At 63.8% G+C, this 23,168-nt stretch carries 23 protein-coding genes; 11 read left to right on the plus strand and 12 right to left on the minus strand.

The features are described from left to right. The first annotated feature begins 19 nt into the window (after positions 1-19). The gene (locus CH294_RS02115) at positions 20-745 is read left to right on the plus strand and encodes an SDR family oxidoreductase (RefSeq protein ID WP_094736868.1); all 726 of its coding nucleotides are present in this window, start codon (positions 20-22) and stop codon (positions 743-745) included. A 156-nt stretch (positions 746-901) separates the two neighbouring features. On the opposite strand, the gene CH294_RS02120 is transcribed toward CH294_RS02115, so the two are convergent. The 5 genes from CH294_RS02120 to CH294_RS02140 are packed head-to-tail and all read right to left on the minus strand — an operon-like array spanning position 902 to position 9,290. Continuing rightward, positions 902-1,618: a TetR/AcrR family transcriptional regulator gene (locus CH294_RS02120; protein WP_094736869.1), complete on the minus strand. Its 717-nt coding sequence runs from the start codon at positions 1,616-1,618 to the stop codon at positions 902-904. A 25-nt stretch (positions 1,619-1,643) separates the two neighbouring features. Next, a complete protein-coding gene (locus CH294_RS02125) occupies positions 1,644-3,173 on the minus strand; it encodes an FAD-dependent monooxygenase (protein ID WP_094736870.1) in 1,530 nt (509 codons plus the stop codon). Beyond that, complete coding sequence (locus CH294_RS02130; RefSeq protein WP_094736871.1) at positions 3,170-4,849, minus strand: AMP-binding protein; 1,680 nt, start codon at positions 4,847-4,849, stop codon at positions 3,170-3,172. The genes CH294_RS02125 and CH294_RS02130 overlap by 4 nt, the downstream gene beginning before the upstream one ends. Continuing rightward, positions 4,846-7,167, minus strand: a complete 2,322-nt coding sequence (locus CH294_RS02135) for a hydantoinase B/oxoprolinase family protein (protein WP_094736872.1) — start codon at positions 7,165-7,167, stop codon at positions 4,846-4,848. The genes CH294_RS02130 and CH294_RS02135 overlap by 4 nt, the downstream gene beginning before the upstream one ends. A gap of 20 nt (positions 7,168-7,187) precedes the next feature. Further along, a complete protein-coding gene (locus tag CH294_RS02140) occupies positions 7,188-9,290 on the minus strand; it encodes a hydantoinase/oxoprolinase family protein (protein ID WP_094736873.1) in 2,103 nt (700 codons plus the stop codon). 252 nt (positions 9,291-9,542) lie between these two features. Here CH294_RS02140 and CH294_RS02145 point away from each other — a divergent pair, with 252 nt between their 5' ends. From CH294_RS02145 to CH294_RS02165, 5 genes are read left to right on the plus strand one after another with little or no spacing between them, the layout of a single operon-like run. After that, on the plus strand, positions 9,543-10,295 hold the full coding sequence (locus CH294_RS02145) for a maleate cis-trans isomerase (protein WP_037176300.1): 753 nt from the start codon (positions 9,543-9,545) through the stop codon (positions 10,293-10,295). A gap of 29 nt (positions 10,296-10,324) precedes the next feature. Continuing rightward, positions 10,325-10,960 carry a VOC family protein gene (locus CH294_RS02150; protein ID WP_094736874.1) on the plus strand — a complete coding sequence of 212 codons (636 nt, stop codon included), beginning with the start codon at positions 10,325-10,327 and terminating at the stop codon, positions 10,958-10,960. Then, positions 10,957-11,202, plus strand: a complete 246-nt coding sequence (locus CH294_RS02155) for a hypothetical protein (RefSeq protein WP_037176298.1) — start codon at positions 10,957-10,959, stop codon at positions 11,200-11,202. The genes CH294_RS02150 and CH294_RS02155 overlap by 4 nt, the downstream gene beginning before the upstream one ends. Then, positions 11,199-12,428, plus strand: a complete 1,230-nt coding sequence (locus CH294_RS02160) for an alpha/beta hydrolase (RefSeq protein WP_094736875.1) — start codon at positions 11,199-11,201, stop codon at positions 12,426-12,428. The genes CH294_RS02155 and CH294_RS02160 overlap by 4 nt, the downstream gene beginning before the upstream one ends. Before the next feature lie 45 nt (positions 12,429-12,473). Beyond that, positions 12,474-13,763, plus strand: coding sequence for an MFS transporter (locus tag CH294_RS02165; protein ID WP_249304995.1), 1,290 nt, complete (start codon positions 12,474-12,476; stop codon positions 13,761-13,763). Here CH294_RS02165 and CH294_RS02170 read toward each other — a convergent pair. The 3 genes from CH294_RS02170 to CH294_RS02180 all read right to left on the minus strand — a co-directional run bounded on the left by CH294_RS02170 (position 13,746) and on the right by CH294_RS02180 (position 17,777). Next, entirely contained in the window at positions 13,746-14,909 is a 1,164-nt protein-coding gene (locus CH294_RS02170; RefSeq protein WP_094736877.1) for an epoxide hydrolase family protein, read from the minus strand. The two genes, CH294_RS02165 and CH294_RS02170, sit on opposite strands and share 18 nt — an antisense overlap. A gap of 102 nt (positions 14,910-15,011) precedes the next feature. Next, entirely contained in the window at positions 15,012-17,465 is a 2,454-nt protein-coding gene (locus CH294_RS02175) for an excinuclease ABC subunit UvrA (RefSeq protein WP_094736878.1), read from the minus strand. Between the two features lie 9 nt (positions 17,466-17,474). After that, on the minus strand, positions 17,475-17,777 hold the full coding sequence (locus CH294_RS02180) for a hypothetical protein (RefSeq protein WP_170944555.1): 303 nt from the start codon (positions 17,775-17,777) through the stop codon (positions 17,475-17,477). A 481-nt stretch (positions 17,778-18,258) separates the two neighbouring features. Between CH294_RS02180 and CH294_RS02185 the strand changes: the two genes are divergently transcribed. Further along, entirely contained in the window at positions 18,259-18,885 is a 627-nt protein-coding gene (locus CH294_RS02185) for a hypothetical protein (protein WP_141216435.1), read from the plus strand. After that, entirely contained in the window at positions 18,882-20,075 is a 1,194-nt protein-coding gene (locus CH294_RS02190) for a PrsW family intramembrane metalloprotease (protein ID WP_094736881.1), read from the plus strand. The genes CH294_RS02185 and CH294_RS02190 overlap by 4 nt, the downstream gene beginning before the upstream one ends. On the opposite strand, the gene CH294_RS02195 is transcribed toward CH294_RS02190, so the two are convergent. The 3 genes from CH294_RS02195 to CH294_RS02200 are packed head-to-tail and all read right to left on the minus strand — an operon-like array spanning position 20,062 to position 20,851. After that, positions 20,062-20,283, minus strand: a complete 222-nt coding sequence (locus CH294_RS02195) for a hypothetical protein (RefSeq protein ID WP_349290420.1) — start codon at positions 20,281-20,283, stop codon at positions 20,062-20,064. The genes CH294_RS02190 and CH294_RS02195 overlap by 14 nt on opposite strands. Next, positions 20,268-20,441 carry a hypothetical protein gene (locus CH294_RS28055; protein ID WP_349290421.1) on the minus strand — a complete coding sequence of 58 codons (174 nt, stop codon included), beginning with the start codon at positions 20,439-20,441 and terminating at the stop codon, positions 20,268-20,270. The genes CH294_RS02195 and CH294_RS28055 overlap by 16 nt, the downstream gene beginning before the upstream one ends. Beyond that, positions 20,438-20,851, minus strand: coding sequence for a MarR family winged helix-turn-helix transcriptional regulator (locus CH294_RS02200; protein ID WP_094736882.1), 414 nt, complete (start codon positions 20,849-20,851; stop codon positions 20,438-20,440). Before CH294_RS02200 ends, CH294_RS28055 begins: the two co-directional genes overlap by 4 nt. A 50-nt stretch (positions 20,852-20,901) precedes the next feature. Here CH294_RS02200 and CH294_RS02205 point away from each other — a divergent pair, with 50 nt between their 5' ends. After that, complete coding sequence (locus tag CH294_RS02205) at positions 20,902-21,678, plus strand: alpha/beta fold hydrolase (RefSeq protein WP_094736883.1); 777 nt, start codon at positions 20,902-20,904, stop codon at positions 21,676-21,678. A 43-nt stretch (positions 21,679-21,721) separates the two neighbouring features. Here CH294_RS02205 and CH294_RS02210 read toward each other — a convergent pair whose 3' ends face one another. Beyond that, positions 21,722-22,174 (minus strand): MarR family transcriptional regulator, encoded by a 453-nt coding sequence (locus CH294_RS02210; protein WP_094736884.1) that lies wholly within the window; start codon positions 22,172-22,174, stop codon positions 21,722-21,724. A gap of 62 nt (positions 22,175-22,236) precedes the next feature. Between CH294_RS02210 and CH294_RS02215 the strand changes: the two genes are divergently transcribed. Next, positions 22,237-22,605, plus strand: coding sequence for a VOC family protein (locus tag CH294_RS02215; protein ID WP_037176283.1), 369 nt, complete (start codon positions 22,237-22,239; stop codon positions 22,603-22,605). Further along, the gene (locus CH294_RS02220) at positions 22,598-23,092 is read left to right on the plus strand and encodes an EVE domain-containing protein (RefSeq protein ID WP_249304997.1); all 495 of its coding nucleotides are present in this window, start codon (positions 22,598-22,600) and stop codon (positions 23,090-23,092) included. The genes CH294_RS02215 and CH294_RS02220 overlap by 8 nt, the downstream gene beginning before the upstream one ends. Positions 23,093-23,168: the final 76 nt, after the last annotated feature.

Raw genomic sequence — 23,168 nt, forward strand, 5'->3', positions numbered from 1 at the left:
CGAAGAAAGTAGGGTCCCCATGGACTTCTCCGACCAGATCGCCCTCGTCACCGGAGCCAACCGTGGCATCGGCCGTCACTTCGTCCTCGAACTGCTCGATCGAGGTGCGGAGAAAATCTACGCGACAGCTCGCAGACCAGAAACGCTCGACTTCGACGACAACCGGGTGGTGCCGTTGACGCTCGACTTGCTCGACAGCGAATCGGTGAGAGCAGCGGCGTCGACGGCGTCCGATGTCACACTGCTCGTCAACAATGCGGGCATCTCCACCGGTGCCGCGCTCGTCACCGGTGACCTCACCGAGGTTCGACGCGAGATGGACACACACTTCTGGGGCACACTGCACGTCATTCGGGCATTCGCCCCGGTACTCGCAGCACAGGGTGGCGGCTCGATCGTCAATATCTTGTCGGCTCTATCTTGGTTCGCCACAACGGGATCCGGGGCCTACTCTGCCGCGAAGGCCGCCGAATGGAACATGACGAACGGTGTACGCCTGGAACTGGCACCGCAGGGAACATTCGTACAGGGCGTACTTCTCGGCGCTGCAGATACCGACATCGCCGCCGGCTACGACGGACCGAAGATCGATCCCCGCACAGTGCCGCGTGCCGCCCTGGACGGTCTGGCGGCCGGCTCTACCGAAATCATCGTCGACGAATGGACCGCTATGGTGAAGTCCTCTCTCGCCGGCGATCCCGCAGCTTTCTATGCACAGATGGCCGAGCTACTCGGAGCGAACTGACTTTCCATCCCAATTCCCGAACCCCAACCGAAAGGCACTGCGCGTGGCCGTACGGATTCGATCCGAGAACTGTGGGGTGCACCGAACCGTTCGGTCGGGCGGAAGGGATGTGAGCGGCGAGGTGTCGCACTACGGAGCCGCTCTTTTCACGCTCGCCTAGGTTCGATCCCGAGCCAGGATGCGTTCGAGGTAGTCGAGGTCTTCGCGGAGCATGGAGATGGCCCGTTCGGGTCCCTCGGGTACGACGGGCTTGCCGCTGTCCTGGGCAACAGTGCGCAGTGCCATGTCGGCGAGTTGGACGGCCACGCTCCGATCGGCGTCCGGATCACCGCTCTGATGCCACCAGGCAACCCAGTTCAGCATGCCGATGATGCCGAGTGCCGCAGTACGCGGATCGACGGGCCTGAATTCCCCTGCCTTGACACCGCTTTCGATGACCGTCACGAACTCCTTGAGGACGTGTCGTCGACTCTGCTGGTAGGTCCGCGACATCTCCTCGGGGAGGTCGGCTTCCGACCTGATGATGAGCTTGAAGCGGTCGGCGGTCTCGGCCTGATTCAACGCGATCGCGGTGGCCATCTTGCGAAGCTTCTCGGTGGGACCGAGATCGGATCGCTCGTTGATCTGGTGCAGAACTGCGGCAGGCGTCTCGGTGCTCTCACTGATCAGGCGCGACAGCAACTCGTCCTTGTTCGCGACGTAATGATAGAGCGCCGGCCGGGTGAGGCCCGTTGCGTCGGCGATGTCCTGGAGGGTCGTGCTGGCAAAGCCCTTCTCCGCGAACAACCGCGTGGCCTGGTCGAGAATCTGCTTCTCGACCAGCTCCCGACGCGGATTGCGCGCCGCTCCTCGCTGTGAGTCCTCGCGTGTCATGACCGAAGAATAACCGTCGCTCCCGTCAACGACCGACAGACACGAGGTGGGTGCGCGCACTGACCAGACCTGCCACCGCGTCGGGCATCCACTCTTCCGGTACGTCGACGACGACGAGTGCACTGGTGCTGCGCATCATTCGCTCTGCAACATCGAGTCGAGTCAGGACGTGATCACGCTCGCCGGAACCGGTGAGCCACACCGTGGTGCTTGCCCTGCACTCGTCGACAATGGCCGTGGCCTTCTCGTTCCACGCAGATTCGACGTCCACCGAGACCACCGTTGTCGTCGGCTCTTCGCGAAGATCGGACGGGGCGAATCGGTCGGGAAATAGCCGCCCACCATGTTCGACGGGCCGCGAGAGGATCCAGCGAGACACATCGACAGGAACCTCCGAATCTGCCGGAACCTGCGCGTAGCTCGCGATTCCCTTCCACGCCACCTCGGGCGCAGACTCGAGGAATCGCTCCAGGCCGACCTTTCCGGCGCGCGTCATGTACGCCACCATCAGTTGCTCCACGGGCAGATCCATCCGTTGTGGGAACGACTCCCACCACTGTTCACTTCGCACTGCGATCTGCTGGAGGTGTTCGACTGCGGGGCGACGCACCCGTTCGTACTCGGTGAGGGCATCGCCGACGGTCGCAGCCGACGCCAGCGCAGCATCGAGTGCGATGGCGTCTTCCATGGCCAGCTTCGTTCCCGATCCGATCGAGTAATGGGCGGTGTGGGCGGCGTCCCCGAGGAGAACGACGTTGTCCACCGACCACTTTCGGCACTTGACGGTTCGGAACTGCATCCACCTGGTCCGGTTTCCGATGAGCCTGTGATCCTGGAGGGTGTCGGCAAAAGCCTTCTCGAGGTAGCGCAACGACGTCTCGTCACTGTCGGTCGGGTCCGTGTCATCCGTCGTGACGTCGAAGCCCGCGCGATGCCACGTGTCGAGATCCGTCTCGATCAGGAACGTACTGCGATCCGGCGCGTAGGGATACGCGTGTGCGACGAAAGTGCCGTGCTCGGTGGTGACGGGTACGAAAATCGCGCTTGCCAGTGCGAAATCCGTTCCGCACCAGAGGTAGAGGCCGGATCCGATGGTGATGTCGGTGCCGAACCCCGGGTCTGCCGTTCGCGTTGCGCTGTTGATTCCGTCCGAGGCGATGACGAGGTCGACATCGAGATCGCCCGGTGCACGGCGTTCGCCGAATTCGAGCCGAACCCCGGCGTCCCGCGCTTGCTCCTGCAGGACGGACAGCAGCGAGGTACGGGCCACAGCGAGCAGATCACCGTGGGCCAAGCGGGCGATCGACTCCCCCACCTGCATCGACATCTCGTGTGAGTACGCCTGAGCGACAATAGCATCGAGTGATGCGGCGTCGGCCTGACGTAGATTCCGCTGCGTCCGTGAGGCGAGGCCCACTCCGAACCCGAACGTGGTGTCCGGTGAACTCTGTTCGTAGACGGCGATCTCCGCGGCGGGGTTGGACAGTTTCAGCAGCCGCGCGGCGTAGAGGCCACCGGGGCCCCCGCCGATGACTGCGACGCGGTCGAGTTTCATCGTTGCCTCTCGAGCTTCGCGGCGATGTCCAGCCGCAAACGCTTCTTGTCGATCTTGTTGACGTTGGTTCGGGGAAGCGCGTCGAGCCATTCGAGGCGCTCCGGCCATTTGAACTTGGCCACACCGAGTCCCGTGAGATGGCCCTGCACGTCGGCCATCGTCAACGGCGCCCCGTCGGTGACGAGATACGCGCACGTCTTCTCGCCGAGTCGAGGGTCGGGCATCGCGACGACGGCCGCGCCCACGATGGCCGGATGGTCGAGCAGAAGAAGCTCCACTTCCTCGGCGTTGATCTTCTCGCCGCCGCGGTTGATGAGGTCTTTGATGCGCCCCTCGATCGTGACGTACCGCTCACCGTCGACGACGGAGATCGACGCCAGATCGCCGGTGCGGTAGAAGCCGTCGGAGGTGAAGGCAGTCCGATTGTGCTCGGGGGCACCGAAATACCCGGTGATCGTGTACGGCCCGCGGCAACACAATTCGCCGACGTCCCCGTCGGGTAGCTCGATCTCCGTGCCGGGATCGAGAATGCGCACCTCGTCCTCCGCACAGACAGGCGTGCCGACTGTGGTGATTCGAGCGTCGCGAGGGGCGGCGACCGGGGTGACGGTGAGCAGCCCCTCGGACATCCCGAACAACTGACCCGCCCAATGATCTCCGCCGTCGTCGACGCGGTCCATCAGCGCCGGTGACACTTTGGCACCGGACAGGATCACGTGCCGCAGACGCCTACTCACGCGATCGAACTCGGGACTCGACACGGCCTGGTAGTGACCGTGGCCGATCAACACCTCGGTGGCTTCCGCGCGCTCCATCAGGTCGAACGCCGATCCGACGTCGGCGGTCGCGAGTACGAGGCACGCACCGACCGAATGCGAGGCGTGCAGACCGCAGGCGATCCCTGCGTTGTGCACGATGGGGATCAGATGGGCGACACGGCTGTCCGCGGTCCATTCGAGCCGTTGGGCGTACATGAGTGCGTTGTTCCAGTACTCGGCATGGATCCGTGGGATGACCTTGGGCACTCCCGTTGTCCCGCCGGACAATTGGAATGCAACCACATCTTCGGGATCCGTTTCCGCCTCGATGGCCTCGACGAGAGCTCGGGCTTGGGTGGGATCGATGTCGAGACCGAGGTCCTCCACGCGCAGTTCGTCGGTGTCCACCGACCCGACTGTGACCACGTGGCGAACGGTCTCGCTGCCCGCGGCGTGTTCGTGGGCGAACGAGACCAGGTCGAACGACGGCAGGCCGGCCTCGACGATATGCGCGACTGCGCCCACCGCGGCACCGATGTGCGCGATCTCGTGCATTCGGTGCGCGGCCAGTGTGGCGACCGGAACCAGTCCGGCCTTGACGCAGCCGTACCAGGCCAGCACCGTCTCCAGCCGGTTCGTCAGTTGGAACAACACAGGGTCCAGGCGTGCCAGCCCCAGTCGCATCAAGCCTGCAGCGATGGCATCGGTCCGGCGGTCGAGTTCGGCGAACGTCATCGAACCCTCGGCGCTGATGATCGCGAGCCTGTCGGGATACCGAAGAGCGATGTCGCGGAACCGGCGACTCGTGGGAAGTGGACTCCACGAACCACTCCGGCGGTACTGCTGCGCGCGATCCTCCGGGTAGCCCACCAGCCGGCCGTCCCAGTCCGAGTGGGTCGCGTCGGTGATCACCGTCATCGTTCGGCCACCGCCGGGAGCAATCGTGAGATCTCCAACGAATGATCGGGGTGATCGGCCGGGACGATTCCCGAGTACACGGCCGTCCAGCATCCCGGGCAGCACAACTGACGGAACACGATGGGCGTGTCGACGTATATGGACGGATCCGACGTCACCTGCGGACCCGCCGCCGAGGACGGACCCTCGTAGCGAGCCAGATCCAATACGCCGCTGGTCTTCTCGTCACCGAGCAGTCGACCGCACTGTGCACAGGCGATGACCCGAACGTCCCCGACGGTCACCTCGGACAGGTTGTCGTCGAGACGTCTGGCCAGCGAGAGATCCATGATGGGGGCGTCGGAGTGCTGGGTGGACCGCGTGCGCCGTTCGTCGATCATGTCTCGACGTCGTTGCGCAGTTGCTACCTCGTCCACCTTTCCCGCGTCGATCACCACGCCGTAGACGACGTTCGCCCCCTCTGCGGTGACCTTGCCCTCGCGTAGGTCCACGACGACAGCCCCGGGATCGCGATGCAACGGATCTCCGTAACCGCCGCCTCCCTGCCAGTGCATGTACAGCACCTCACCGGGAGCGACATAGCTTTCGGCGTAGCACGCGCCGAATTCCTTTCCGCCGCCGAGCTCGTCGAGGGCTCCGGGAATCTTGCCTGCTGCGAACTGCTCGATGACGTCGGTACTGCGCGCCAGGATTTCGAGTCCGGTGTTGCCGGGGTATCCGCCGGCGAGGCCGTTGTTCTGCGCCACGGCTTTACCCGCCGAGGCGAGGACGAGGCCCATCGGGAGCGAGGTGCCGTACGGCGTGACCGCGAGCGATGCACTGACGCCACCGCGTTGACGACCGGGTCCACCGGAGTCGGGCTCTTCACGACGCCACAGTGTGAGCAGCGGGTAGAGGAACTCGGTCATTTCCGTATCGGGGATGCGCCCCATCGGAATACAGAAGAGTCCGCCTGTGTCCATGCCGTCTGCGGTCGGGCGTGCGCCGTAACCGCCTGCCATCGGTTCCATCATGATGTTGAGGAACGGAACGGGTTGCTCTCCGCGTTCGTCGAGGCCTGCGATCACGGCGGTGTCCCAGGTACCGCAGCACGCAGCCTGCACGCTCTTGCCCAGGTCGACCGATCTGTCGAGCATCTGCGAGAGGCATTCGGCGATGAGTGTTCCGGTCAGCCAAGCGGGTCCGATGGGACCACGGCTGACCGCAGCCGGGAAGCTCGCGTTGTTGATGGTGCCTTCTTCGGAGACCAAATCGAAGCATCGCATCAATCCGCCTGCAGACCAGGGAATGTCGCCCGCGAGGATCGGAAGCAACGCGAGCATGACACCGCCGCGCATACCTGCGTAGGTGCAGTTGATGACGCCGGTCTGCTTGTCGGTGCCGGTGAAGTCGAACGTGAGATGGTCGTCGGTCTTGCTCATCGCGACGGTGATCTTGTGCACCTCGCGATCACCGGTGTGCGACTGGTCCTGGTAGCCGGTGGCCTTCCAGGTCCCGTCGGGGAGCGAGGAGAGCTTGCTGCGCAGACGTCCTTCGGCGTCGGTCATCATGCGCTTCATGACGGCTTTGACGGTGTCGGCACCGTACTGCTCGATGACGGCGAGCATGCGGTTGCGGCCGACGGTGTTCGCGCCGATCTTGGCGCGCAGGTCGAGCCCTACCAGCATGGGAACGCGGGAGCGTCGAACCCAGAGATCCGCGATGTCGCGTTGTAGCTCGTAATCGCGGACCACCTTGACCGGTGGAGTCGGAAGCGACTCGGAGAACACGTCTTTCGCCGACGGATCGAACGATCCCAGGCCGGAACCACCGAGGTCGGGTTCGTGGCAGATCGCACTGGTCCAGGCGAACAGTTTGCCCTCGTGGAAGATGGGTTGGTAGACGATGACGTCACTCTGATGCAGTCCCCCGCCGACCCATGGGTCGTTGCACAGGAACATGTCACCCGGCGCAATTCCCGGGTTGGTGGCGCGGTGTTGCAGGGTCCAGTAGATCGCCAGGTCGACGGCTCCGACGAGCATGGTGTTGTAGAGGCCCACCTGAACCTCCTGTCCCAGTTCGTCACTGATCGCGAAGTCGAAATCGTTCGCGTCGGTGACGATGGGTGAGCCCGACATTCGTTTGAGTGCCTCGCCCATCTCGTCGGTGACCGACCAGAGTCGGTGTCGGATGACCTCGTAGGTCAGCGGGTCGAGCTCGTCGATCTGCTGCTGGGTGACGGTGTGCACCGGCAGCGTCGGTGGCAGGGTGCGGGCGAGGGCGTCGGGGTCGACGGGGCGGGACGAGAAGATCTCGGACCCGGGAATTGCGGATGTCATGGTTCGGTTCTCCTGTGGTCTCAGCCGGCGACGATGTTGAGGTTGCCGAGGCGGTCGACAGTTCCGGTGGTGCCGTGCGGGACGACGACTGTGGTCGTCGGGACTTCGACGATGGCGGGGCCGGCGAGCACATGCCCGGCGGCGAGCTTGCTGTAGTCGTAGATGTCGGTGTCGACGTATCCGATTCGACCGTCCAAGTTGACTTTTCGGGTACCGATGCGAGCGACCGAGGCATCGGCGGAATCGGCCGACTTCAGCTCGGGGAGGGTCGGCGAGAACGGCAGGACGCCGGTTGCACGCACGCGATAGGTGATCGCCTGAATACCTGCTTCACGGAAGCCGCTGTCCTTCCCGTACAAGTCGGCGTAGCGCTGCTCGAAGAGATCGGAGGCGTGTGCGACGCTCGAAGAGTCCAGCGAGCCTTCGGGAATGGTCGTGGCAACCTCTGCCAACTGCATCGTGTACCGCATGTCGATTTCACGTTCGACCTGGACAGACGTGAAATTGAGCCCTTGTCGACCGAGGGCTTCACGGACTCGCTTCTCGAGGCCGTCGAAATTCGCTTCTGCGCGAGCAGGATCGAGCGGCATCGCCGCCGGGTCGGACAGCTCGGCCGCGAGCACGATGTTCGACGACGCAAGACCGTAGGCCGAGAACGCCGATGCCACCTGCCCGAGTGGAACGATGACTTCCTTGACGCCGACTTCGGCTGCATAGGCAGCGCAATGCGATGGGCCGGCTCCGCCGAATGCGTAGAGAACGAAGTTGCGCGGATCGTGTCCGGCTTCGACGACCGTCTTGCGCAGAAGGTCGCCGGTCTGTGCGTTCTGAACGGCGTAGATCGCGGCCGCCGCGTCCTCGATCGACAGACCGAGCGGTTCCGCGATGCGGCGACGAATGGCCTCTCGCGCAAGCTCTTTGTCGAGCGGTTTACGTCCGCCGAGCAATCCGCGTTCGGGGAGGATGCCGAGGACGAGATTGGCGTCGGCATTGGTGGGTTCGGTGCCGCCCTGTCCGTAGCACGCAGGTCCGGGCACCGCCTGGGCGCTGTGCGGCCCGATCTGGAGGTTGCCGCCTGCATCCACCCACGCGATGGCACCGCCCCCGGAGCCGATGGCGTGCACCTGCAGGGTGGGCACGTTGATCGGGTGGTGATTGATGATGGTGCTCGACGCACGCACCGGCTCACCGTCCACGACGAGTCCGACGAGGAAGGTGGTTCCGCCGACGTCGGTGGCGATGATGTTCTTGTGTCCGAGCTGCTTTCCGAGTGATACGGCTCCGACCACGCCGCCGGTGAGGACCGAACCGACCGTGCTGATGGCGTTCTTCGGTGCCTCGGCTGCGGCAACGGCACCGCCGTTGCTCTGCATCACCAGGAGTGGGCCGGCGAGATCGAGTGCGCGCAACTTGGATTCCAGCGAACCCAGATAGTCGCGTAGTCCCGGTCCGATCTGGGTGCTCATGATCGTCGTCGCGTTACGCGCGAACTCACGGATGCGCGGGCTCACCTCGGAGGACAAAGAAACGAACATGTAGGGCGCGATCTCGTGCACGAGTTCACGAATACGCTGCTCGTGCACAGGGTTACGGAAAGACCAGAGCAGCGAGACCGCAATTCCGGAGACACCGTCGTCGACCAGCCTTCGGATGGCGACGCGCGCGGACTCCTCGTCGAGCGCGACGACGACCGTGCCGTCACGGTCGAGGCGTTCGGTGACCTCGAGTGCGTGTCGTTTGGGGACGAGACCGTGGGACTTGCTCTGTCCCAACACGTTCTGCAGTTGCTCGGGAGAGCCACCGAGGTACCGGCCCTCGACGTTCATGATGTAGATCGAATCCCGATGCCCCTTGGTGGTCAGGAACCCGACCGGCGGGACGTTGCCCATCACCAGAGCATTGAGCGAGGACGTGGTGCCGTGCGCGATGTGGTGGGTGTTCGCGAGCATTTCCTGCACCGGGCATCCGAGTTGTTCGGCCAACGCTTCGAGAACGTCGATGACCCCCTGGGAATAGTCGGGTGGTGTCGAGGGCGCTTTTGCAGCGACCACGGTGCCGGAACTGTCGTCGAGTACTGCGTCCGTGAACGTTCCGCCGACGTCCACTCCGATCACATAGGTCATGCCGGTGTGCTCCTTAGGTCCGAGTCGAAGACGTTCTGGCGTGTGAGAGCGAAACACTCTCGAACACTGCTTACGTCTGCGTCGAGTATTCGACGTGACCGACGACATGTCAAGCGTGAATGTGAGTGCTGCCACCTTCCTCGATACTGCCCGACCGGACTCCCGGATTCGATTCCCCAGCTCCAGGCCGCTTGACGAATCGTCGCATACGTCGAATACTCGTCATTAACGTCAATTACTGAAAGGCAGTTCATGAGTATTCATCGTGTGGGCTTGGTCGTACCGAGCTCCAACGTCACCGTGGAAACGGAGATGCCCGCCCTGTTGGCGCGACATCGAGATGCCCGGTTCTCGTTCCACTCCTCGCGCATGCGCATGCAGGCCGTGTCGCCGGAGCAACTGCGGGCCATGAACGCCCAGCGCGAACGGTGCATCCTCGAGTTGGGCGATGCCGGAATCGACGCAATTCTCTATGCATGCCTCGTCGCTCTCATGGTCGCCGGGCCCGGGGAACACCAACGGGTCGAGGGGCTCATCGCGGAACAACTCGCCACGGGCGGATCCGATGCAGCCGTCAGGTCGAGTGCGGGAGCACTCGTGGAAGGCCTGCGGGCTCTGGACGCGAAGAACATCGTTCTCGTGACGCCGTACATGCGACCGCTCGCCGAGAAGGTGGTCGAGTACATCGAGGCCGAAGGCATTCGCGTCCTCGATTGGCGTGCACTCGAAGTGTCCGACAACGCCGAAGTCGGCTGCATCCCTGGCGAACGAGTCATGGACGCGGCACGGTCCTTGGATCTCACAGGTGCCGACGCCCTGGTGATTTCCGCGTGCGTACAGATGCCGTCCCTTCCGCTCGTCCAGGCTGCCGAGGACGAATTCGGCATCCCCGTTCTGTCGGCCGCGACGGCAGGCGCCTACAGCCTGCTCCGTGCGCTGGACCTACCCGTCGATCTTCCGGACGCCGGCTCACTGCTCCGGGCAGACGCCGTCGTCACCTCCTAGATCGTCACTTTCGTAGAGAGGAAATCTTCATGTCCGACTTGCCACACAAGGTTCGGGGCGTCGACCACGTCGCCTACCCCACGTTCGATCCGGCAGCAACGGTCGAGTTCTACCGCGACGTTCTCGGGTTCCCCGTCGTCCACTCCATCTGCGCCGCAGGGTGGGGCCCGGAGAAGCATCCGGACTTCATCCATTTCTTCTTCGACATCGGCAACGACGACCGCCTCGCGTTCTTCTACTACTTCGGCCTCGAACCGTTCGACGGTGGACCACAGGGCGATTCGTACTCGCGCTTCGCCGAGGACGTTCCGATCTTCTTCATCCGCTCGCGTCACCTGGCAATCCACGTCGACAACGAAGAAGACCTGATGGAATACCGGCGGCGGCTGGACGGCAGCGACTGGCCCGTGGAGATGCAGATCCAACACGAGACGATCGAGTCGATCTACACACACGATCCCAACGGCTACATGATCGAGCTCACCCGCGCGATGCGGCCGGTCACGCCGCAGGAAGATCTCGACGCGAACCTGACGATCGACGCCCTGATCGACGTCGTGCGCGGACCCGACCCGAGTATGGCGAATCTGTTGACCCGCAAGGCCGAACTGATCGTCGAACGTGCGGCCGACTGGTCGGCCGAGCACGAGGTGGGAGTTTCGTGACCACGTTGTACGTACTCGACATTCCCGAGAACACCACTATCGCATCGGTGGCCGACGTCGACCCAGCCGTACGCGTCGACCACGTCGGCCCGTACTTCCGCATAGTCTCGGATGGGGACATCGTCATCGATCGTCGGGCCACCGGATGCAGGCACGCCGTCTGGTACAGCAGCGTCTCTGGCCTGTCGGAGTCTCGAATCACACAGTGGGACAAAGACGCTCTGCGCGTCGAGCAGTCATGACTCGGACCCGACTCGGCGCAGGCCGGTACATCGATGCCGCCGAGGCTCCGTCGAACACGGTGACCTCGGTGCACGAGCTGAGCACCGCAGACGGTGCCAAGGTCAGCGGAGTGCTGCGGACCGTTCCCGGTGCCGAGACGGTCGTGGCGTTGATGCACCCGAGACAGGACCTGACGCATCACGTTCTCGTGCCCGAGTTGCTCGCCCGCGGATACGCCGTGTGGACTCAGGGCACGCGATCGGTGAACAACGACATCTCCCTGGTGCACGAGCAGGCGTTGCTCGACGCCGCCGCCGGGCAGGTGTTCCTACGCTCGCGCTCCTTCGATCACGTTGTGACGCTGGGACACTCGGGTGGTGGCACCCTGTTCGCGTTCTACCACGAGCAGGCCGGTCTCGCGCCCGAGGATCGGCTGGCGGCAACGCCCGCAGGTCGACCGATCGACCTCGCATCTGCGGAGATGCCCGTGCCGGACGGTGCGATTTTCATGGCTCCACACCCCGGACAGGGTGCGCTGCTGCTGCGTCTGATCGATCCGTCCGTCGTCGACGAATCGGACCCCATGTCCGTCGACCCGGCACTCGATCCCTTCGATAAGGCGAACGGATTTGTCGACGCACCTGATAGCTCTACCTATTCCTCTGACTTCGTTCAGAGGTACCGCGCCGCTCAGCTCGAGCGCGTCGCTCGGCTCGACGCGATCGCGCGGTCACGGGTCGCCGAAGCATCCGGCGCCCGACGGCGTTTCAAGACAAGCCGTGATCCTGTCGACCGTCGAGATGCGTTGGCACCTCGCATATCGACCGTCTATCGCACCGACGCGGACCTGAGATTCACCGACCTGTCGCTGAGCCCCAACGCCCGCCCCTATGGTTCGTTGTTCGGCCGACGGCCGGATCTGACGAATTATGGGCTCGTCGGGTTCGCGCGCCTGTCCACACCGGATGCCTGGTTGTCGACGTGGTCCGGTCTGAGCTCCAACGCCGATTTCGTTCGGTGCGCACCGTCGGTGACGGTCCCGTCGTTGTTCGTCGAATTGACCGGCGATCAGGCGTGTTTCCCGGAAGATGCGTCGAGGATGGTCGAGGCTCTGGGCTCAGTGGACAAGTCCCGCGTGGCGATCGAGGGCACCCACTTCGGTGGCCCCATTCGCGATGGCGCGCCCACCGGTGCTTCTCTGGCCGCCGCCGACATCGGTGCCTGGTTGTCCCAACACTTCATCTGACCCTCTCGCGAGCGGAAACTCATGTCACGTAACACTTTTTCTCCCGTGGTCGCACTCTGCCTGGCGGCGTTGACGCTGGAGGGGTACGACCTTCTCATGTACGGAACGGTGGTGCCGTCGCTCCTGGCGTACGAGCCGTGGGATCTGGATCCGGCGACCGTCGGTGTACTCGGATCGGTGGTGGGAGTCGGCATGTTGGTCGGGGCGCTGGCCGCGGGCAGCATCGCAGATCGCTGGGGTAGGCGACGCGCCTTGATCGCCGCGGTCGCTTTGTTCTCGGCCGCAATGGGATGCTGTGCACTTGCACCCTCGCCCGAGATGTTCGGAGCAGCGCGATTTGTCGTCGGCGTCGGGGCAGGAGTTCTGATGCCGACCGCGGCGTCGATGCTGATCGAATTTTCCCGCCTCGACACCAGAGCGAGAACGGTCGCACTGGGATTCGTGGGGACCAGCGTCGGCGGTATCGCGGCGGGGATCCTGTCCCTCTGGCTCGTCCCGGCATTCGGCTTCCGAGCGATGTTCGCAGCTGGGATGATCCCGGCGTTGTTGATCCTGCCGATGATGCTCCGCTATCTCCCTGAATCCCCCGCTTTCCTGAACTCGCAGGGCAGGAGCGCTGCGGCACAAACGATCTCGATTCGTTACGGCCTCGAAGAAGCTGTGAAGAATTCCGGTGGTGACCCGAAGTCGACAGATCGCGGAATCGGTGCGCTGTTCACTGCGAACCGTGCGCGAGTGACACTGTCCTTTTGGGTGATGACCCTGTTGTGCCTCCTGGTGTTGTTCGGCGTCGCCACCTGGTTGCCCGCGGTGATGCGATCGGCCGGATACCCGCTCGGTGCAGCGCTGTCCTTCTTGCTGGTGCTCAACGTGGGCGGTGCAGTAGGTGCACTCGGCGGCGCTTACCTGGCCGATCGGTTCGGCATCAAGCCGGTGACGACTCTCGGATTCCTCTGTGCAGCAGTGTCGTTGGCGTTGATCGCGACCACTCCCCCGATCGGGATCGTCTACGTTCTGGTGCTGATCGCAGGAATGGGAACAACCGGGACGCAGATCCTGCTCAACACTTTCATCGGTGGCTACTACCCCGTGTCGTGCCGGACCACAGGACTGGGCGTCGCACTCGCGGTGGGGCGTCTCGGCGCGATCGTCGGTCCGACATACGGCGGACTGTTCGTCGCCGCCGGTGCGGGAACCAGCACTCAGCTGTTGGCCTTCGCCTTGCCGGCAGTCATCGGTGCCGGTGTGACGATTCTGATTCCAGCCGGACGGCGTTCGTCGGCCGCCGCGGCGACTGTCCCCACCCCCAGTGATCGGTCAACCGGCAGACGATAACGCAGACAAGAACGAGCGCAGATCCGCGGCAAGACGCACCGGCTCCTCCATCGCCGCGAAGTGACCACCATGATCCGGAACCTCGGTCCAGTGCGCGATGTCGAACTCGTGTTCCGCAAGGTGCCTGATGCCGATGTCGTGGGCGAACATGATGGCACCCACCGGTTGCGACGGTTTAGCCTTCGGACCATCCCAGGCTCCACCCTCGGCCGCGTAGACCGTGTAGGCGGCGCTACCGGCGCTCCGAGTCAACCAGTACAGGGTGACGTGGGCGAGTATCCGATTGCGGCCGAGGGCACCATCCGGTTCCGCGTCGAACGGATAAGTCCACGCGCGGAATTTGTCCAGCATCCATGACAACTGACCGATGGGACTGTCGGTCAGAGCAGCACCGAGAAGTTGCGGACGCGTCGACTGGATGGAGATGTACCCGAACTCCGATTCCATGAACTCGCCCACACGTCGATAGCGGTCCAATTCGGTTTCGGTGCAACGTTTCTGCTCTGCCTCGTCGGGTTCCTGGAAGGGTGCGCCGATGGACCCGTTGACATGAATGGCGGCGCAGTGGTCCGGATCGAGACGACCCATCGCCGGTGCGACTCCGGCACCGTAATCACCGCCCTGCACTACATAGGACCCGTATCCGAGGAAACTCATCAACTCCACGAACGCTTGGGCCACGCGATCGGTACTCCACCCGCCGTCGGACAGCGGCGTCGAGAATGCGAATCCGGGGACGGATGGCACGATCACGTCGAAGGCTCGAAGGTCGGCGTCGTCCGGCTCGGTCAGCAGTGGGACGAGGTCGAGGAATTCGAGGTACGACCCCGGCCATCCGTGGCACAGCAGCACGGGAGTGGAGTCGGCTCGCGACGACCGCACGTGAAGGTAGTGGATGCGCTGCCCGTCGATCTCCACCATGTACTGAGGGAACGACGCGAGCTGCTTCTCCACCTCTCGCCAGCTGAAGTCGTCGACCCAGGTGGTCGCCATCGAACGGAGCACCGACACAGGCACTCCAGTAGTCCAGTCATCGGCACCGAGAGGTTCGGGCAGACGTGCGTCGCGAACACGCCGGGCCAGGTCGTCGAGCTCGGATTGCGGAACGTCGACAACGAACGGGGTGGGGGGCTCAGTGATTGTCATGACGTCATCGTGCAACTCATCGCGGACAGCAGTGGTCCTGAATTACCGGAATGCCCAAAATGTGGCTCGTGTGGTTGTCGGTCGCGTCGGTAGGGCTGCAGGTCAATGAGACGAAGCGACAGTTGAGGATTGGAGCCGTCGGGCCAGATATGGTCCCGTGATGCTGTCCGGAGACGCCGCCAGTTCGGCGGGCGTCCCGGTGGCAACCACGGTGCCCCCGTTGTCGCCGCCGCCGGGACCGAGGTCGATGACCCAGTCTGCGGAAGCTATGGCATCCAAGTCGTGTTCCACCATCACTACAGTGTTGCCCGCGTCGACAAGCAGGTGTAGTTGGCGCATGAGCAGTGCGACGTCGGAGGGATGCAGCCCTGCCGTCGGTTCGTCCAGCAGATAAAGGGCAGTGCCGCGGCGGGTGCGCTGTAGTTCGGTGGCTATCTTGATGCGCTGCGCTTCTCCGCCGCTCAGCTCGGTGGCAGGTTGACCGAGCCGAAGGTAGCCGAGCCCGATGTCGCGCAAGGTCTCCAGACTGCGGGATGCTCCCGTGATATCGGCGAAGAACATTGCGGCCTTGTCCACCGACATGTGCAGCACTTCCGCAATTGTCTTGTCGCGCCACGTTATTTCGAGAGTTTCCGGGGTGTACCGGTCACCATGACAGGTGGGGCAAGGGCCGTAGGTGCCTGGAAGGAACAGCAGCTCCACCTCGACGAAACCGTCACCCTGGCACGTGGGGCATCGTCCGTCGGCGACGTTGAAGGAGAACCGTCCTGGTGACCACCCGCGGGCCTTGGCCTCATCGGTGGCGGCAAACAGTTTGCGGACGATGTCGAACATTCCGACGTAGGTGGCCAGTGTCGATCGGGGGGTTCGGCCGATGGGGCGTTGATCCACCCGGACCAGGCGGGTGAACATCTCGATTCCGGACACCTCGGCCACGTCGACCTCGATCTGCGCGTCATCGTCCTCGTCCGCCGCGGTCTCGAGTCGGTGGCGCGCCACCTCGAACAGGACCTGGCTGACGAGCGTCGACTTCCCCGAGCCCGACACACCCGTCACTGCCGTCAACACCGCGTGTGGGAACTTCGCCGTCAACTCTTGCAGATTGTGCCGGGTGACTCCGGTCAGAGTCAGCCAGTCCTGGGTGGGGCGCGCCTCGCGCTGCTCGGATTCCGCCCGACCGAAGAGGTGCCTGCCGGTGACCGATTCCTCGATCTCCTCCAACCCAGGGACGGGGCCGCTGTACAGAACCCGTCCACCGCCCTCGCCGGCCGCGGGACCGATATCGACCACCCAGTCGGCGCGGCGAACCACGTCCATGTCGTGTTCGACGACGAAAAGGGAGTTGCCCGACGCCTTCAGCTGGTCCAGGACGTCGAGCAGTGGCTCGGCATCCGCGGGATGCAGTCCTGCGGAAGGTTCGTCCAGCACGTAGACCACCCCGAAGAGACCGGAACGGAGTTGCGTGGCGATCCGCAACCGCTGCGTCTCGCCAGGCGACAGCGTCGTCGAGCTACGCCCCAGCGCCAAATATCCCAAGCCCAGGCCGAGCAACACATCGATTCTGACCAGCAGGTCGGCGGTGATGCGTACCGCCACCTCGGTTCCCTCTCCTTCCTGTTCGCCGATCGGGCGCAACACCTGCGCTAGTTCGGTCAAGGAAAGTGCATTGATCTCGGCGATCGAGCGGCCCGCGATGGTGACGGCCAGCGCATCGGCGCGCAGTCCACTGCCGGAGCACATCGGGCAGCGAACGGTCTCGGTGAACTGCAGCGCGCGGTCCCGCATCCGCTCGCTGTTCGAGTCCGCCAGAACATGCATGACGTGACTCCGAGCGCTCCAGAACTTGCCTTCGTAGCTGTGGTCGACGCGGCCCTCTTCGGGTTCGATCCACACCTTGGGGTGCTCGTCGGTGAAGAGAAGCCACTCCCGGTCCTTCTTCTTCAGCGTGCGCCACGGCACGTCGATGTCGATACCCAGTCCGGCAACGATGCTGCGCAGGTTGGCACCCTGCCACGCACCCGGCCACGCCGCGATCGCCCCCTCGCGAATACTGAGCGAGGGGTCGGGGACGAGCAATTCCGTTGTCACATCGTGGAAGTCGCCCAATCCGCCGCATCGCGGGCACGCGCCGGCGACCGTGTTGGGTGAAAACGCCTCCGCCGCGAGCAGCGGCGCACCATCGGGATAGCTACCGGCCCGCGAGTACAGCATGCGGAGCAGGTTGGACATGGTGGTGATGGTGCCGACGCTGGAGCGTGAGCTGGGCGAACCCCGGCGCTGCTGCAGCGCAACGGCCGGTGGAAGGCCGGTGATGGAGGCGACATGGGGTGCGCCCACTTGCTGAAGCAGCCGACGCGCGTATGGCGCAACCGACTCGAAGTAGCGTCGCTGCGCTTCGGCATACAAGGTGCTGAAAGCCAGTGACGACTTTCCGGACCCCGACACCCCTGTGAACGCGACGAAGGCATTGCGAGGTATGTCGACATCGACAGCGGCCAGATTGTGCTCGGTGGCGCCGCGCACACGGACATACCCGTCCCACGTTGAGTCCGTCACCGAACGAGCCTAGCTGGCGTCCTCGGCCCGAGGGCACAGAAGCGGCGGGATGCGCTGCATCGGCGGGTCGGCATGATCCGTCAACGTCGAAAGAAGAACGTTTCCGCGCCGTCTGTGCGTCGCCACGCTCAGGTGCGAACGTGGAATCTCGGCGAGTAGTCCCAATTTCTGCCATGATCCGAACAGCTTGGATCGCTTGCGCGCCAGTGCATACACCGCCGTCTCGGACATCGCGAGTACCACCGATGGAGTCATCTTCTGACGTCGAGCCGCGTGAAACCGCAAGGGCCACATCGAGAATCCGGTCACCACCGACGGACTCCTGCGCACCCGCCCGGGCTTTGTTCTCACGGAACCTGACTTGTCGGTCGCATGTCGGGTCCGGCCCAATATTCAATGGCCGGGCCGTACCGTTCACCGTACGAAGAACGACGTTGCTGCCCGGCGCTTTTCTCGAAATCCGGGACCCATCCCTCGGAACAGCAATGTAGGCACATTGGTTTCGCCCTCTCCCCTCGCCCGACCACTTTTTGCATTACGTGATGTCGCGGCTATCGCGAATGCCGTCTGGCGACGAGGGCAAACTTCTGATTTCTTCGTAGTAAATGTACTTTCAGTTTTTTTCGAGCAGAGCGACAGCGGATACCCACGCGCCTTTGATATCAATGAACTCGGTGACGAACGACCGCGCACTGTTGCACCGCAAGCACCACTCTGCTCATTCCACCCCTGTTGGACTGCACCGATCACGAGGTCCATGTGCACGAACAACACTCGGCACCGAGGAGTACCCGTGACACAGATACATGTTGCGCACCAAGAACATCGGGTGCCGGCGGAGCATCGTCTGCTCGGACTCGACCGACGCTCGTTTCCACCGGCGCTCTTCGTCGTCGCGGTCTTCGTAGTGCTGACCATCTTCGTGCCACGTGTCAATGCAGCCATCGGCTGGGACGATCCAGTGGTAGCCGGCGAGCAACTTGCGATCACCGACACCATCGTCTTCACCCCGGCCACCGGCTGGGATGTCGAAGCGGGCTTTCGGGCAAACGATCAGGGACGCAGGTCCGGCGACGCCACCATCGCCGGGAAGGGCGTCACCTTCCAGGTCTCGCCGGACACGTTCGACGGCACTCCCGGTGAATTGTTGGACCAGGTAGAGAAGGTCACCTCCCGCACCGAAGACCCGACCTTCCGGGTCGACGGCGACCGGACCACTCTCACCACGACGGCGGGCGAGACGGGTGTCGCGCAGCCCTACAGCAGTGTGACCGGCGACGGTGTGGTCGCAGCATTCGTCATCTCCGGTACCGGCGTGAAAATCACCGCCTACGGTCCTCCCGCTCAGATGACCGCAGCCGTCGACGACATCCAGACCATGATCGCCAGCATCCGGACCGTAGACGGGAACAACTCATGAGCGAGACCGGTACCGACACCACGCGCAGCTCCGAGTCTTCCGAAGCCCGCCAACGCCAGGCCCGTGCGATCGAGGTCTCCGGCTGGGGTGAGCGTTTCCGCTTCGTGCAACCCCACAATCTATCGTTCTGGGTCTACCTCGCTTTGACTGCGATCGGCGTGTTCCAGGCGTGGGCGTTCTTCGCGCCGTCGGCCGGTTTCTACGCCGACGCTTTCGCGATCTCGGCAATACTGTGTGGTTTGTGTGGGCTGGCGTGGTTCGCCTGGTTCCGTCATATCGACCGTTGGGAGCGCCAGCCAGGCCGCCTCGTTCTCGCTGCGCTTCTGTGGGGCGCTATCCCGGCAACCTTCGCGTTCGCCTACACCGTGAACACCGCGATGCTCGGCATCTACTCCAAGCTGTTCGGTCAGGTGTGGAGCGCCGACTGGGCAGCCGGTGCTACTGCACCGATCACCGAAGAAGCCGCCAAACTCTGCGGATTCATCCTCCTCATGGGCCTCGCCCCGCGATTGATTCGGACCGCGAACGACGGTCTGATAGTCGGCGCGTTCCTCGGACTCGGATTCGCGGTCTTCGAGGATTTTCTGTACGCGGCCAACTCCACTGCCCGGGCGTTCGGTACCGATCCGGTCGGTCAAGCAGTGCAGATGTCGTTCACCCGCATCGCGGTCAGCTTCGTTTCCCATCCGCTCTTCAGTGCCCTCGTCTGTACGGGTGTCATCTACATCATCGGCACCGCGGCCCAGCCACGCCGGATCGGGCGCGGCCTGGCATTCGTCTTGTTCGGCATGTTCCTGCACTTCACCTGGGACGACGCCACCGGCCTCGGTATGGGTGGCATCTTGACCTTCCCCGTCATGATCGGCTCCATCGTGCTCGGGTTCACCGTGCTGACCATCGCGTTTCGACGAGCAGCGCCGCGCGAGTACCAGTTCGTCCGCGACATCCTCGCCCCCGAGGTCGAAGCGGGGACCGTGACCGACGCAGAGGTGGACGGCATCCTGGAGAAGAAGGCGCGCGAGGCGTTCATCAAGTCCGCGCCCCATCACAAGTCCCGTCGAGCACGCAAGCATCTTCGGCGCGCGATTCTCGACCTCGCCCACGACCTTGCCAACGGGAAAGGAGCCGACACCGAGGCCGTGCGTCACTCTCGCTCGGAGGTCGAGCGTCTGCGCGTCAAGGCCGGCTGACCGACAACCGAACAGAATCGGTGTGCGGTCGATGACGTCGATGGCGACGGTCCATGTCATTCATCGTCACCATGCCGAAGGGCGTGGTGGTCATTCCCTCCTCCTTGTAGCCACACACGTGAGGATGCGTGTTGTTGGCTCGGCGGTAGGTCGGACAATGGATGAGCCATGGGTAACCGTGATAGGCGACGATCACAGGCACGTCCACCCCGAAGGACTGTCGTACTCGCGTTGCGGCATCCAGTGCGGATGCTCGGTCTCGTCCTGCAGCCGCATGAGGGCAAGGGCCGTACGGTCACTGGGAGCACACGGAGCGGAGTACGCCTCGCTGACCGCCGCAGCGGCACTCGAGACCGTCCAACTCAAGGCTCTTCGGTGAGATTGCGAAGAGTCCGAAGTAGTTCGCGGCGTTGCGCTTCACCGAGTGGCGCGAAAAGGTCTTCCAGCGTTTCGCGCGCCAGCTGCCGACCTTCCGTGAGTGCGCGCACTCCCGCGTCGGTCAAGACGTGTTCCACCCGGCGTCCGCGGCCCGAGGAGCGTCTGATGAGCCCTCGCTCTTCGAGCCTGCCCGCCAAAGTCCCGAATGCCTGATCGCTCTGAAAGGTCGTCACAGCGAGCTCGTGCCCGGAGGCACCCGGCATGCGATCGATCGCGCGCAGCGCATCCCACTGCACGAGGCTGACACCTATCTCGCGCAGAGCAGCGTCCATCGCGCGGTGATTTCGATACTGCGCGCGCTTGATTGTCTGTCCGAGGACTTCGAGATCGGTAGCCATGGTGCTACCGTATCAATGTCTTTATATAAACATGTTGATACAGGAGAATCATGAACGCATCGTTCCCGATCGACTTCCCCGTCGCCCCGACCCCTCGCCTTCGGTCACGAATCGCGCTCGTACTGCACGGCGGCGGCGGACCTGGAACCGTTGCTCCCCTAGCCGGACACGTCGCGCTCCACCGGCACGTGCTGACACCCACCCATCCCGGCTGGGACGGCACCGACCGTCCGGACAGCATCAGCTCGATCGCGCAACTCGCCGCCGGTTACCTCGCTCGCTTGCACGAGCGCGGGTACACCGACGTCGTGCTGATCGGGTCCTCCATCGGCGGGTGGATCGCCCTGGAAATGGCAGTGCAGGCCGCCCGTGCCGAGCAGTACCGAACATCGATCGCAGCAGTGGTCGTCATCGACGGCGTCGGAGCGATCGTGGACGGAGAACCTGTCGCGGATTTCTTCGCCCTCGACGCTCGCGAACTCGCCGAAGCCGCATGGCACGACCCACACCGTGGATACATCGACCCCGGCACTTTCACCGATGAACAGCGAGCGATGCAGTTGGCAAATAGGAACACCATGGAAACCCTGGCGGGCAGGAACATGAGCGATCCGACCCTGATGGCGCGGCTCGACGCAATCACAGTGCCGACGCTCGTGGTGTGGGGAGAGAGCGACCGAATCGTCACACCGGCCTACGGACGGGCCATCGCCGACGCGATCTCCGGCGCCCAGTTCGTCGAAATCGCCCACGCCGGACACCTGCCGCACCTGGAAGCGCCGGACGCGACCTGGACCGCTATCGACCCGTTCCTGGCGGACATCTGAACGTTCATCGGACAATGCGCGCGGCCGGCGAAGAGCCGTTGGGTCACCCGTTCGGATTGTTCAGCGACTCGATGATGGTCGACAGAATGCGCCGGGTCGCGACCTGGTCCTGATCGGACAACCCTGCGAGCATCTGCATCTCGATCGCCCTGACGGCCACCGTCGCCCGGGCCAATCTCCGTCGCCCGGCGGCAGTGAGACTGGTGGGCAGGGCCTTGCCGACTGGTGCTCGCGCGGGCCGACTTACATATCCGTCGCGTTCGAGCGATTGCAGGAGAACATTCATCGCCTGCCGCGTGACAAAGGTGCCCCGTGCCAGATCCGAGTTCGACAAGCCCGGACGCTGCGACAGAAGCTCGAGGCACGAATAGTGAGTCACCGTCATCCCGAGGGGCCGAAGGGCAGCTTCCATGGCCGCACGAAGCGCACTGGAAGCCTCCTTCAGCTGGTATCCCAGAGAAGTCTTCAAGTCGATGCCCTCATCCGCTTGACTCATGTCAGTAGTTTGACATAGCTTGATGCGTGTCAACAAACTGACAAACGAAACGGAGCATCACCATGGCTGTCACCGGACCCGACTTCATCAACCTCCAAGCAACCGACCTCGCCGCATCGCAGTCGTTCTACGAGCACTACCTCGGTCTCGTGCGTTCGCAGGCCGGCCCGCCTCACGCCGTCGTCTTCGAGACGTCCCCGATCGCATTCGCGCTCCGCGACGTCATCCCCGGCACCGACATCGCGTCCACCCCGCAGCCCGGCATCGGTGCGGCAATCTGGTTGCACGCCACTGATGTTCAGGCCATCCATGACGCCCTCGTCGCCGATGGCAAGACGATCGTCTCCGCGCCGATCGACGGCCCCTTCGGCCGCACGTTCACATTTGCCGACCCCGACGGCTATCACATCACCCTCCACGACCGTGCCTGAACCGCGCACGAAGATCATGACGAGCCACACGCCCCCGAAGACCCGCCCGAAGCCCGCCACGGACAAGCCGGAGCAGCGGTTCTGGATCAACACCGTCAGCCTGGACCACGTCGAGGCAGCCACCAAGGGTGGCTTCACGCAGGCCGACCACGGCGCGAGAACGCGTCTCGGTCGACCTCGGCCGGGCGACGAAATGATCTTCTACTCCCCCCGCACGAGCCTGCACAAAGGAACTCCGGTTCAACAATTCACAGCATGGGCGACCATCACCGGGGACGAGCCCTATCGAGTCGACATCACCGAGAACTTCCGGCCGTGGAGACTGGCCGCCACGTTCCACCCCTGCACACACGTGGACGCACGACCGCTTGTCGATCGACTGTCGTTCATTCCAGACGCTGCCCACTGGGGTCTTCCCTTTCGTCGCGGACTCTTCACCGTTCCCCGAGAGGACTTTTCGATGATCTGCGCCCGGATGCACCGCTGACCTCTCCACAACCACGTCACACCGCCAACGTGGATGGAGACGTCACAACGGCCACCATGCTCACAGCCGACTCGGC

The sequence above is a fragment of the Rhodococcus sp. 14-2483-1-1 genome, assembly GCF_002259335.1.
In the GTDB taxonomy this organism is placed as follows: Bacteria; Actinomycetota; Actinomycetes; order Mycobacteriales; family Mycobacteriaceae; genus Rhodococcoides.

Excerpts from the sequence above, each read along its gene's own strand:
- CH294_RS02135 (WP_094736872.1), bottom strand. The coding sequence starts at position 7,167 with ATGACATCCGCAATTCCCGGGTCCGAGATCTTCTCGTCCCGCCCCGTC.
- CH294_RS02210 (WP_094736884.1), bottom strand. The coding sequence starts at position 22,174 with ATGAGTCAAGCGGATGAGGGCATCGACTTGAAGACTTCTCTGGGATAC.
- CH294_RS02190 (WP_094736881.1), top strand. The coding sequence starts at position 18,882 with ATGAGCGAGACCGGTACCGACACCACGCGCAGCTCCGAGTCTTCCGAA.
- CH294_RS02160 (WP_094736875.1), top strand. The coding sequence starts at position 11,199 with ATGACTCGGACCCGACTCGGCGCAGGCCGGTACATCGATGCCGCCGAG.
- CH294_RS02125 (WP_094736870.1), bottom strand. The coding sequence starts at position 3,173 with ATGAAACTCGACCGCGTCGCAGTCATCGGCGGGGGCCCCGGTGGCCTC.
- CH294_RS02170 (WP_094736877.1), bottom strand. The coding sequence starts at position 14,909 with ATGACAATCACTGAGCCCCCCACCCCGTTCGTTGTCGACGTTCCGCAA.
- CH294_RS02145 (WP_037176300.1), top strand. The coding sequence starts at position 9,543 with ATGAGTATTCATCGTGTGGGCTTGGTCGTACCGAGCTCCAACGTCACC.
- CH294_RS02115 (WP_094736868.1), top strand. The coding sequence starts at position 20 with ATGGACTTCTCCGACCAGATCGCCCTCGTCACCGGAGCCAACCGTGGC.
- CH294_RS02130 (WP_094736871.1), bottom strand. The coding sequence starts at position 4,849 with ATGACGGTGATCACCGACGCGACCCACTCGGACTGGGACGGCCGGCTG.
- CH294_RS02150 (WP_094736874.1), top strand. The coding sequence starts at position 10,325 with ATGTCCGACTTGCCACACAAGGTTCGGGGCGTCGACCACGTCGCCTAC.
- CH294_RS02205 (WP_094736883.1), top strand. The coding sequence starts at position 20,902 with ATGAACGCATCGTTCCCGATCGACTTCCCCGTCGCCCCGACCCCTCGC.
- CH294_RS02140 (WP_094736873.1), bottom strand. The coding sequence starts at position 9,290 with ATGACCTATGTGATCGGAGTGGACGTCGGCGGAACGTTCACGGACGCA.
- CH294_RS02200 (WP_094736882.1), bottom strand. The coding sequence starts at position 20,851 with ATGGCTACCGATCTCGAAGTCCTCGGACAGACAATCAAGCGCGCGCAG.
- CH294_RS02120 (WP_094736869.1), bottom strand. The coding sequence starts at position 1,618 with ATGACACGCGAGGACTCACAGCGAGGAGCGGCGCGCAATCCGCGTCGG.
- CH294_RS02215 (WP_037176283.1), top strand. The coding sequence starts at position 22,237 with ATGGCTGTCACCGGACCCGACTTCATCAACCTCCAAGCAACCGACCTC.